Origin of the sequence: Pseudomonas sp. MWU16-30322, from assembly GCF_020515535.1 — a bacterium.
In the GTDB taxonomy this organism is placed as follows: Bacteria; Pseudomonadota; Gammaproteobacteria; order Pseudomonadales; family Pseudomonadaceae; genus Aquipseudomonas; species Aquipseudomonas fluorescens_H.
In genome coordinates this window covers 52,096-61,861 of the sequence record NZ_JAIWYL010000006.1, presented here as the reverse complement: position 1 = coordinate 61,861, position 9,766 = coordinate 52,096, and the positions used below count along the sequence as shown (strand labels likewise).

Genomic DNA, 9,766 nt, shown 5'->3' with positions numbered 1-9,766 from the left:
CTGCAACTCATTTCAATTCTGGAACACCACCATGAAGATCTCCCCGATCCTCACGCAACTGCGTGGGCAATGCCTTGGGCTTGCCAATCACATTTCGGTGGGTGTCGATCTGGCTTTGCTGCAAGGCAATGCCGATCTGCCAACACCCTCGGCCCACGTGCTGCCGCTGGCCGATCTGGCCAGCAATAGCACCGCACAAAACCTCACCACCCAACCGATCCGCGACCGTTTCGAAATCGTCCTCGCGCTTGACGCTACGGACGGCACAAAAGCGCTGGATCTGTTGCACGACCTGCGTGCCGAACTGTGGCGCGCGCTGGTGGGGTTCAAGCCGGGCACTGACTACAGCGCCATCGTCTACGACGGCGGCGAAATGGTCTCGATCAACAGCAGCCGCGCCTTTTACCGGCTGCGCTTTTTTGCCGAGTTCCAGCTCGGCCGCAATCTGCCAAGTCAGCCTGCGGAGAGTTGGCACGAACGTGAACTGGACGGTTTGTCGTCCTTTACCGGGGTCACCGTGCGGGTCGATGCGATCGACCCGGCCGACCCCAATCTGAAACACCCGGGCCCTGACGGGCGCGTGGAACTGACTTTCTCTGGAGACGTAACCCCATGAGCAATCGCATCACCGTACTGCCGGCCGCTGGCCGTGCCGTGCCTGACCCGGAAGCGGGCGATCTGCTGCCCCTCGAAGGCCGTGAAGTGCTGGACAGCGCCTGGTGGCGCCGGCGTCTGGCCGACGGCGATATCACAATCAAAACCGTAAAAGTCAAAGCACAGGGAGCCAAATAATGGCGATCGGATTCAGCAACATCCCCGCGGACATTCGTGTACCGCTGTTCTATGCCGAAATGGACAACTCGGCCGCCAATAGCGCGAGCTCGACCCTGCGTCGTCTGATCGTCGCTCAGGTCAACGACAACATTGCCCCGAGCGAAGTCGGCAAACTGGTGCTGGTCTCCAGTGTCGCGCTGGCAAAAAGCATCGGTGGTCAGGGCTCGATGCTCGCCTCGATGTACGAGACCTTCCGCAAGGCCGACCCGATCGGCGAGATCTGGTGCCTGCCGCTGCACAACGCTGAAGGCGCGATCGCCAAAGGCGTGTTGACCCTGACCGGCACCGCGACTCAGGCTGGCGTGCTCAACCTGTACGTCGCTGGTGTGCGTGTGCAAGCCACCGTGGTCAACGGTGCCACCGCTGCTCAGGCAGCCACCGCACTGGCACAGAAAATCAACGCCACGGCCGATCTTCCGGTGAGCGCTGCCGCTGCCGAAGGTGTAGTGACCCTGAGCGCCAAGTGGACGGGCGACAGCGGTAACGACATCAGCCTGCAGTTCAATCGCCTGGGCAAGAGCAACGGCGAAGAAACCCCGGCCGGCCTGACCACCGCGATCACCGCCATGACCGGCGGTGCCGGTGTGCCTGACCAGGTCGCAGCCGTGGCTGCACTGGGCGACGAGCCGTTCGAGTTCATCGCACTGCCTTGGTCGGATCTGTCGACCCTCAACACCTGGCAAGCGGTGATGGATGACAGCACCGGTCGCTGGTCCTGGGCCAAGCAACTGTTCGGTCACGTCTACAGCGCCAAGCGCGGCACCGTTGGCACTCTGGTAGCCGCAGGCCAGGGCCGTAACGACCAGCACATGACCATTCAGGCGCTGGAGCCGGGCGTACCGCAACCGTTCTGGGTACAAGCTGCAGCACTGGCTGCGCGCACCGCGGTGTTCATCTCCGCCGATGCCAGCCGTCCGACGCAAAGCGGCAGCCTGCCGGGCGTTGATCCGGCACCGGCCAGCGAGCGTTTCACCCTGACCGAGCGTCAGTCGCTGCTCAACTACGGCATTGCCACCGCCTACTACGAAGGCGGTTACGTGCGCATCCAGCGTTCGATCACCACCTACCAGAAGAACGCTTACGGTCAGGCCGACAACTCCTACCTGGACAGCGAAACCATGCACCAGTCGGCGTTCATCGTGCGTCGTCTGCAAAGCGTGATCACCAGCAAATACGGGCGCCACAAACTGGCCTCCGATGGCACCCGTTTCGGCGCCGGTCAGCCGATCGTGACGCCAGCGACCATTCGCGGCGAGCTGATCGCGCAGTACGCCAAGCTGGAACTGGAAGGCCATGTGGAGAACGCCGAGCTGTTCGCCGAGCACCTGATCGTCGAGCGCGACGTGCAGGACCCGAGCCGCGTGAACGTGCTGTTCCCGCCGGATTACATCAACGGTCTGCGCGTGTTCGCACTACTCAACCAATTCCGTCTGCAATACGACGACGCGGCCTGATCGCCGCGTTTGGCCGTAAGCATTCAGCCCACCTCGGTGGGCTTTTTTATTTGAAGGGAGTAACACCATGGGTCAAGTGATTGCAGGCACCTGCTACGTCAAAGTCGACGGTGCACAACTGACTATCAACGGCGGCTGCGAAGCCCCGCTGATGGCCGTCAAACGCGAAACCGTCGTACCGGGTTTCTACAAGGAAACCGACGTTGCGCCGTCGTTCAAAGTGACCGCGCTGCACACCGCCGACTTCCCGCTGAAGAAGCTGATTGAAGGCACCGACATCACCGTCACCTGCGAATTCAGCAACGGCAAGGTCTACGTGCTGGCCGGTGCCTATCTGGTCGAAGAACCGGTTTCCAAGGGCGATGACGCCACCATCGAACTGAAATTCGAAGGCATCAAGGGGACCTGGCAATGAGCGGCGCCGTGAAGCTTCAGGTTGCGATCGAAGCTCACGGCGAGCCCCTGACCGAACTCGTCCTGCGCCGTCCGACGGTGCAGGAAGTGCGAGCGATCAAGGCGCTGCCGTACAAGATCGACAAGAGCGAAGAAGTCAGCCTCGACATGGACGTGGCGGCCAAATACATCGCCGTGTGCGCCGGTATTCCACCGTCGTCGGTCAACCAGCTCGATCTGGCTGACCTCAACGCGCTGAGCTGGGCCGTTGCGAGTTTTTTCATGAGTGCGGCGTCGGAGCCATCACCGACCTGATCGCAGTCGCCTATGACCTGGCCTGGTTCTGGAAGGTTGACCCCGAACAGATGATGGCCAGGCCACTGGATGTGCTCCGCGAATCGCTGGAGCACGCGCAACGGATCAATGCGATGCAGCAGGTGCAGTGATGGCAGACGAAGAAAAGAAAGTGCAAACACCGGTGCTGATCACGGGCATCGATGAACTGTCGCCCAAACTCGGCGCCCTGCGAGTAAAGGTCGAGAGCTTCAAGAAAAATCTCGAACAGACCGGACTCGGCAAACTCGATATCAGTGGTCTGTTCAAGGGCGGCAGCGTGATCACGCCGTTCGTGGACGGGATCAAGTCGGCGGCGGCGTTTCAGGGCAAATTGACTGAAGTCAGCGAGACGGCGAAAACCGTGGATCTGCCTGCCGCACCGAAAGTCGCTGCGCAGAACATGAACGTGTTCAGTGCGTCGATGGAAAAGGTTTCCACGGCGGTGAATGCCGCGCTGGTGCCGGCGGTGGGCGCGGTGGTCGTCGGACTTGAGCCATTGATGACCGGGGTGGGCAATTTGCTCAATGACAACCCTGAGCTGGTGCAAGGACTCGCGGCGGGAGCTATCGCGTTTTCGACGATGCAAACCGCCGTGGCCGGTGCGACCCAGGTGTTCGACGTGATGAGCATGGTGATGAAGGCCAATCCGATCATGCTGATTGCCACGGGCATTGCCTTGGCCGCCGGTTTGATCGTGGCTTACTGGAAACCGATCTCGACGTTTTTTATCGGGCTCTGGCAGAAAATCGCCCCGGTGGTCATGCCGATGGCCGAGTTTTTCAAGACGATGTTCAGTTACACGCCTTTGGGGATGCTGATCAGCAATTGGGGCCCGGTCACCGAGTTCTTCAGGGCATTCTGGCAAGGTCTAAAGGCCGTGGCGGTGCCTGTGATCGAGTTCTACAAGTCGATGTTCGCGTGGACTCCTCAAGGCATGATCCTCAATAACTGGGGAACAATCAGCCCGATATTTGCGGCAATTTTCGGGCGCATCAAGGAAAACGTGGCCTCGACCTTCGCCGCCCTCAAGGAGGGCTTTGGCTGGACGCCGCTGGGTTTGATAGTAAATAACTGGGGACCTGTCACCGGATTGTTCGCGGCCATTTGGGACTTGCTGGCAGCGCTGGTCGTGCCGCTCAAGGAGACGTTGCGCAGTGTCTTCAACGACTACGTTCCCATGGACAAGATCAACGAACTCTGGGGCCAGGTGCCTGCGTTCTTTGCCGAAAAAGCGGAGTCCATTCGTGCGGTGATGATGGCGCTGGGCGCGATTTTCGGTCTGCCGTTCATGGGGTCACCGCTGGAAATGTTTGACTTGAAGTGGTCGCCGCTGACCGATCGCATCCGAGAGTTTGCGGACAAGATCGAGTCGTACATGGCGCCGATCAGGGAAATGCTCGGTGGCAGTTTTGGTGGGTTCGTCACCAAAATCACTGGCAAGATCGAAGGCCTGTCCGAAGCTCAGAAAAAAACCAATGCCGAAGGTAAGGGTGAGCTGGCGCCGGCGTTCTTTGGCGGCAACAGCGAGCCAGCGTCGAATGCATTGTCGGGCTCCGACATCGCGCAGGATAAACCTGCTCTGCAGGGCGGCTCACTGTCGCAAACCTCCAACACCCTGATCCAGCAAAGCGCCGCCAACAACCGGACGCAACTCGAAGGCGGTCTGACCGTGCGCTTCGAAAATGCGCCGGCCGGGCTGCGCACCGATCAACCACAAACCAATCAACCGGGGCTGGCGCTGTCTTCGCGCATCGGCTATCGCTCGCTGTCGGCAGGAGGTTCCAATGAACTGGCGTGACCGTTTGTTGCCGGCATCGTTTCGCGGTGTCGGGTTCTGGATCGATCAGGCGAAAACCCCGGTCGGTCGCAAAGGTCAGTTGCACGAATATCCGCAACGCGACCTGCCGTATTTCGAGGATCTCGGCCAGCAGGCCAAGACCCACGACATCACGGCGTTCATCATCGGCGCCGATTGCCTGGAGCAGCGCGACAAGCTGCTGAAGGCCTTGGAGGCGGGCAGTGGTGAACTGGTGCATCCGTGGCTGGGACGCCTGCAAGTCAAGGTTGGCGAATGCGACATGACCCACACCCGCCAGGACGGCGGATTGGTGACGTTCAGCCTGAAGTTCTATCCCGATCGGCCGCTGCCGTTTCCGACTGCCACGGTCAGTACGCAAAAAGTTCTGTTGGCCAAGGCTGACACTTTGTTGGGTTCTGCGGTGGCGCGCTTCGAGCAGGCGATGACGTTGATCAAGGCTGCGCGGATCGGCATCGCCAATCTGCGCAACAGCCTGACCGGCGTCTATGAGGTGATCAAAGAGCAGCTCAAACCGCTGATCGAGCAGTACAAGCAGATCACCGAACTGGTCAAAGCCGTGAAGGAATTGCCCAAGGAAGTGGCGGCGGAGTTCAAGGGCTTGCTCGGCGATATCAAGGAGCTGAAGGCGTTCGCGAAGGAGGGCTACCGTGGCGTGATTGCCGACGTGTCCCAACAACTCGAAGCCATCCGCAAGTTGGATGCGCCGAAGATCACCACCGGCAAGGACACCAATGCTGCGGCGCAAGCCATGGCTGATCTGGTGCAGGACACCATGCTGGTGAAAGTGGCGCAATGGGTGGCGTCGATGCCGGTAGCGACCCCTCCGGTCAAACTGACGTCGACCGCTTCGGTTGCGCATCAGGCGGATCAACCGGTGACCCGTCAGGAAGTGCCGGTGACCGACGAAATGAAAGCGCTGCAGAAGGCGGTCGGGGTGGCAATTGACCCGATGCTGGATAAGGCCGATCCCAAACATCACCAGGCAATCAACGATGTGAAGGAAGCGCTGATGGCGCATCTCAAGGCCGTGGCGTCATCCGGTGTGCGACAGGTCACCAAATCGTTCCAGGAAAGCCTGCCGGCGCTGGTTGTGGCCTACAAGCAATTTGCCGATGCCACACGGGTGACTCAAGTGACGCAGAGCAACGCGATGAACCATCCGGGCTTTTCACCCAACGACGTGAAAGTGTCCAGGGAGTGAGCCATGAGCGAGATGGATAACCATGTCACGCTGACCGTTAACAACATGGAATACGGCGGCTGGAAAAGCGTGGAAATCACCGCTGATCTGGAGCGCCAGTTCCGCACCTTCAAACTCGACATCACCTGGCAGTGGCCGGGGCAGACGGTGGATCAACGGATCAAACCGGGTGACCCTTGCGAAGTGAAAATCGGCCAGGATCTGGTGCTCACCGGCTACGTGTTCAAGGCACCGATCAGTTACGACGGACGCCAGATCAGCTTGAGTATCGAGGGCAGTTCCAAGACTCAGGATCTGGTCGATTGCGCAGCCACCAACCGCCCGAATCAATGGCAGGAGCAACCGCTGCTGAGCATCGTCCAGGCTCTGGCGGCGGAGTACTCGCTGTACGTGGTCAACGAAATTCCCGAGACCGCGCGGCTCGCCAAACACACTATCGTGCCGGGCGAAACAGTGTTCCAGTCGATCGACCGATTGCTCTCGCTGTTTCGGGTGTTTTCCACCGATGACGAGCAGGGCCGGCTGGTGCTGGCCAAGCCCGGCAGCGGTGGTCGGGCCAGTGACGCGCTGGAGTTGGGCAAGAACATTCTGTCGGCGAACGCGCCGATGGATCAGAGCCAGGTGTTTTCCGAATACCGGGTGATCGGTCAGCAGAAAGGCTCGGACAAGAAGAGCGGGGCGGCCGTCAGCGAGGTTCAATCCAGCGCGGCTGATCTGAGCTTCAAGCGCCGCCGCACCACGATCATCAACGAGGGCACCGCACTGACGTTCGAGTTGGCCCAGCAACGCGCCCAATGGGAAAGCGCCACCCGCATGGGCCGGGCCCAGACCACGACCTATCAGGTACAGGGCTGGCGCCAGACCAATGGCGACCTGTGGCGCCACAACACGCTGGTCAAGGTCACGGATCCGGTGCTCGGTTTCGACGGCGACATGTTGATTTCCAAAGTCACGTATTCGTTGTCGGCGCAGGGCTCGGTGACCACGCTGCAAGTGGCGCCGCCGCATACCTTCGATCCTGATCCCACGCCTCCGAAAAAATCTTCGGCCTGACACCGAACCCCTGTGGGAGCGGGCTTGCTCGCGAAAGCGTCAGCAGCTCCAACATCCCATTGACTGACCCACCGCTTTCGCGAGCAAGCCCGCTCCCACATGTTGTCCGTGTCGGGTCTGCTCCCTGAGGACAATTCATGAGCCTACTGACACGCCTGCTGGCGCGCGGCACTGTCGTGCTCGCCAACTCGGCATCCAAGCTGCAATCGCTGCAAATGCGCCTCACCGCCGGCGAAGTGAACGACGACATGGAGCACTTCGAACCCTACGGTTTCACCAGCAACCCGCTGGCCGGCGCCGAAGGCATCGTCACTTTTCTCGGCGGTGACCGTTCCCACGCCATCGCCCTGGTGGTCGCCGACCGTCGCTATCGCCTGCAGTCGCTGGCCTCGGGCGAAGTCGCGATCTACACCGACGAGGGCGACAAAATTCACTTCAAGCGCGGGCGGATCATCGACATCGAAACCGCCACCCTGAACATCCGCGCCAGCAGCGCGGTGAACTTCGACACGCCGGTGATCAACCAGACCGGCAAGATCGTCTCCACCGGCGATCAGCTCGCCGGTGGCATCAGCCAGATCAAACACGTGCACGTCGGCGTGCAGGCCGGCAGCGGCCAGACCGGTGCGCCGGCAGGAGGCAAATGATGTTTATCAGCCAGAACCTCCACGCCGCACTGACCCGCGCCGTGCTCATCAGCCTGTTCACCTGGCGCCGCGCCGCCGATGACGACGCACTCGACGACGAGGAGCGCTTCGGCTGGTGGGGCGACAGCTTTCCCACCGTCGCCGACGACCGCATCGGCTCGCGGCTGTGGCTGTTGCGTCGAGTCAAGCTGACCCGACAGACCCAGATGGACGCCGAGTTCTATGCCCGCGAAGCCCTGCAATGGCTGATCGACGACGGCCACTGCAGCGCCATCGACATCATCAGCGAACGCCTCGACGCCCAGCGCCTGAACCTGCGCACGGTTCTGACCCTGGCCGATGGCGAACGTCTGGACATCAACCCCGATAACAGTTGGCAGGTGATCTATGCCGTTTGAAACCCCTTCGCTGCCGGTGCTGATCAAGCGCACCCAAAGCGACCTGGCCGGCGATTCGCTGCGCCAGTCCGATGCGCAAGTGCTGGCCCGCACCTTGGGTGGCGCGGCTTATGGTCTGTACGGTTATCTCGACTGGATTGCCGAGCAGATCCTGCCGGACAAGGCCGACGAGTCGACCCTGGAACGCATCGCCGCGCTGCGCTTGAACCAGCCACGCAAACCGGCGCAAGTGGCGACCGGCAGCGTCAGCTTCACCGCGACCGCAGGCGCCGTGCTCGACGTCGACACGCTGCTGCAAGCGAGCGATGGCCGTACCTACAAAGTCACCGCTTCACGCACCACCACCAATGGCAGCAACACCACCACCATCGCCGCGCTCGACGCTGGCAGCCTGGGCAATGCCGACGCCGGCCTGGCACTGACCCCGGTGCAACCGATCGCCGGCGTGGTCGGCAACAGTTTTGTGGTGCTCGCGCCCGGCCTCAGCGGCGGCGTGGCGCGAGAAAGTCTGGAGTCGTTGCGCTCGCGGGTGATCCGTTCTTATCGCGTAATCCCCCATGGCGGTTCGGCCAGCGACTACGAAACCTGGGCGCTGGAAGTGCCGGGTGTGACGCGGGCCTGGTGCCGTGGCGGCCTGCTCGGGCCAGGCACGGTGACGGTGTTCATCATGCGTGACGAAGACCCGCAACCGGTGCCCAACGATGAGCAACTGGCGGAGGTTCAGGAGTACATCGAACCGCTGCGTCCGGTGACTGCAGAAGTGCATGTGCAGCGACCGATTCAGGTGCCGGTGGTGTATCGCTTCAAGAGCGTCAATCCGGACACCACCGCCGTGCGCGCCGCCGTTGAAGCGCAGTTGCGCGACCTGCATAACCGCGAGGCCGATCTGGGTGTGCCGCTGCTGATCAGCCATATCCGCGAAGCCATCAGCAGCGCCGGCGGTGAGTACGATCACACGCTGACCGCGCCGGCCGCTGACGTGACTGCGGGGCAAAGCGAACTGCTGACCTTCGGAGGTTGCGTATGGGGGGCATAAGAACCGCCGCGCAATATCAGGCGCAACTGCGCGCGTTGCTGCCCAGCGGCCCGGCGTGGGACCCGGAACGCGTACCGGAACTCGAGGAGGTGCTGCAAGGCGTCGCCGTCGAACTGGCACGCCTCGACGCCCGCGCCGCCGACCTGCTCAACGAGATGGACCCGGCGGGCGTCAGCGAACTGGTGCCGGACTGGGAGCGGGTGATGGAACTGCCCGACCCATGCCTGGGCGCCACGCCGCTGTTCGACGACCGCCGCCTCGCTGTACGCCGGCGCTTGCTCGCGGTCGGTAGCCAGGCCGTCGGTTACTACCTCGACATCGCCAAAAGCCAGGGCTACCCCAACGCCAGCATCACCGAGCACGAAGCCCCCCGCATGGGCCGCGCGCGTTTCGGTGCGGCGCACTGGGGCACCTGGGAAGCGCAATTCATGTGGACGCTCAACACCGGCGGCCGCCTGCTGCTCGGTCGGCGATACGGCGCGAGCTACTGGGGCGAGCGTTTCGGCGTCAACCCGGGCTCGGCACTGGAGTGCCTGATCCACCGCAGTGCGCCGGCGCATACCAAGGTGCACATCAATTATGACTAGGGAGGAAT

General features: G+C 61.8%; 12 protein-coding genes. All 12 read left to right on the top strand.

Annotated features, from left to right (window positions below; translation table 11 throughout):
• Window positions 1–31 precede the first annotated feature (31 nt).
• The 12 genes from LCH64_RS13640 to LCH64_RS13585 all read left to right on the top strand — a co-directional run bounded on the left by LCH64_RS13640 (window position 32) and on the right by LCH64_RS13585 (window position 9,758).
• Window positions 32–616, top strand: a complete 585-nt coding sequence (locus tag LCH64_RS13640; protein ID WP_226500518.1) for a hypothetical protein — start codon at window positions 32–34, stop codon at window positions 614–616.
• Window positions 613–792, top strand: coding sequence for a DUF2635 domain-containing protein (locus LCH64_RS13635; RefSeq protein ID WP_103484531.1), 180 nt, complete (start codon window positions 613–615; stop codon window positions 790–792). Before LCH64_RS13640 ends, LCH64_RS13635 begins: the two co-directional genes overlap by 4 nt.
• On the top strand, window positions 792–2,288 hold the full coding sequence (locus LCH64_RS13630; RefSeq protein WP_226500517.1) for a phage tail sheath subtilisin-like domain-containing protein: 1,497 nt from the start codon (window positions 792–794) through the stop codon (window positions 2,286–2,288). The genes LCH64_RS13635 and LCH64_RS13630 overlap by 1 nt, the downstream gene beginning before the upstream one ends.
• 67 nt (window positions 2,289–2,355) lie before the next feature.
• On the top strand, window positions 2,356–2,703 hold the full coding sequence (locus tag LCH64_RS13625; RefSeq protein ID WP_007964335.1) for a phage tail tube protein: 348 nt from the start codon (window positions 2,356–2,358) through the stop codon (window positions 2,701–2,703).
• The gene (locus LCH64_RS13620) at window positions 2,700–2,996 is read left to right on the top strand and encodes a phage tail assembly protein (protein WP_003222226.1); all 297 of its coding nucleotides are present in this window, start codon (window positions 2,700–2,702) and stop codon (window positions 2,994–2,996) included. The genes LCH64_RS13625 and LCH64_RS13620 overlap by 4 nt, the downstream gene beginning before the upstream one ends.
• A gap of 130 nt (window positions 2,997–3,126) precedes the next feature.
• The gene (locus LCH64_RS13615) at window positions 3,127–4,815 is read left to right on the top strand and encodes a phage tail protein (protein WP_226500516.1); all 1,689 of its coding nucleotides are present in this window, start codon (window positions 3,127–3,129) and stop codon (window positions 4,813–4,815) included.
• Complete coding sequence (locus LCH64_RS13610; protein WP_226500515.1) at window positions 4,802–6,037, top strand: DNA circularization N-terminal domain-containing protein; 1,236 nt, start codon at window positions 4,802–4,804, stop codon at window positions 6,035–6,037. Before LCH64_RS13615 ends, LCH64_RS13610 begins: the two co-directional genes overlap by 14 nt.
• 3 nt (window positions 6,038–6,040) lie before the next feature.
• The gene (locus LCH64_RS13605; RefSeq protein ID WP_226500514.1) at window positions 6,041–7,090 is read left to right on the top strand and encodes a phage baseplate assembly protein; all 1,050 of its coding nucleotides are present in this window, start codon (window positions 6,041–6,043) and stop codon (window positions 7,088–7,090) included.
• A gap of 137 nt (window positions 7,091–7,227) precedes the next feature.
• On the top strand, window positions 7,228–7,737 hold the full coding sequence (locus LCH64_RS13600; RefSeq protein ID WP_003222233.1) for a phage baseplate assembly protein V: 510 nt from the start codon (window positions 7,228–7,230) through the stop codon (window positions 7,735–7,737).
• Entirely contained in the window at window positions 7,737–8,135 is a 399-nt protein-coding gene (locus LCH64_RS13595) for a phage GP46 family protein (RefSeq protein ID WP_047601236.1), read from the top strand. The genes LCH64_RS13600 and LCH64_RS13595 overlap by 1 nt, the downstream gene beginning before the upstream one ends.
• Window positions 8,125–9,171 (top strand): baseplate J/gp47 family protein, encoded by a 1,047-nt coding sequence (locus LCH64_RS13590; RefSeq protein WP_226500513.1) that lies wholly within the window; start codon window positions 8,125–8,127, stop codon window positions 9,169–9,171. The genes LCH64_RS13595 and LCH64_RS13590 overlap by 11 nt, the downstream gene beginning before the upstream one ends.
• Complete coding sequence (locus LCH64_RS13585; RefSeq protein WP_003222238.1) at window positions 9,159–9,758, top strand: putative phage tail protein; 600 nt, start codon at window positions 9,159–9,161, stop codon at window positions 9,756–9,758. Before LCH64_RS13590 ends, LCH64_RS13585 begins: the two co-directional genes overlap by 13 nt.
• Window positions 9,759–9,766 lie beyond the last annotated feature (8 nt).

Coding starts and splice junctions, on each gene's coding strand:
- LCH64_RS13640 (WP_226500518.1), top strand. CDS start 32: ATGAAGATCTCCCCGATCCTCACGCAACTGCGTGGGCAATGCCTTGGG.
- LCH64_RS13635 (WP_103484531.1), top strand. CDS start 613: ATGAGCAATCGCATCACCGTACTGCCGGCCGCTGGCCGTGCCGTGCCT.
- LCH64_RS13630 (WP_226500517.1), top strand. CDS start 792: ATGGCGATCGGATTCAGCAACATCCCCGCGGACATTCGTGTACCGCTG.
- LCH64_RS13625 (WP_007964335.1), top strand. CDS start 2,356: ATGGGTCAAGTGATTGCAGGCACCTGCTACGTCAAAGTCGACGGTGCA.
- LCH64_RS13620 (WP_003222226.1), top strand. CDS start 2,700: ATGAGCGGCGCCGTGAAGCTTCAGGTTGCGATCGAAGCTCACGGCGAG.
- LCH64_RS13615 (WP_226500516.1), top strand. CDS start 3,127: ATGGCAGACGAAGAAAAGAAAGTGCAAACACCGGTGCTGATCACGGGC.
- LCH64_RS13610 (WP_226500515.1), top strand. CDS start 4,802: ATGAACTGGCGTGACCGTTTGTTGCCGGCATCGTTTCGCGGTGTCGGG.
- LCH64_RS13605 (WP_226500514.1), top strand. CDS start 6,041: ATGAGCGAGATGGATAACCATGTCACGCTGACCGTTAACAACATGGAA.
- LCH64_RS13600 (WP_003222233.1), top strand. CDS start 7,228: ATGAGCCTACTGACACGCCTGCTGGCGCGCGGCACTGTCGTGCTCGCC.
- LCH64_RS13595 (WP_047601236.1), top strand. CDS start 7,737: ATGTTTATCAGCCAGAACCTCCACGCCGCACTGACCCGCGCCGTGCTC.
- LCH64_RS13590 (WP_226500513.1), top strand. CDS start 8,125: ATGCCGTTTGAAACCCCTTCGCTGCCGGTGCTGATCAAGCGCACCCAA.
- LCH64_RS13585 (WP_003222238.1), top strand. CDS start 9,159: ATGGGGGGCATAAGAACCGCCGCGCAATATCAGGCGCAACTGCGCGCG.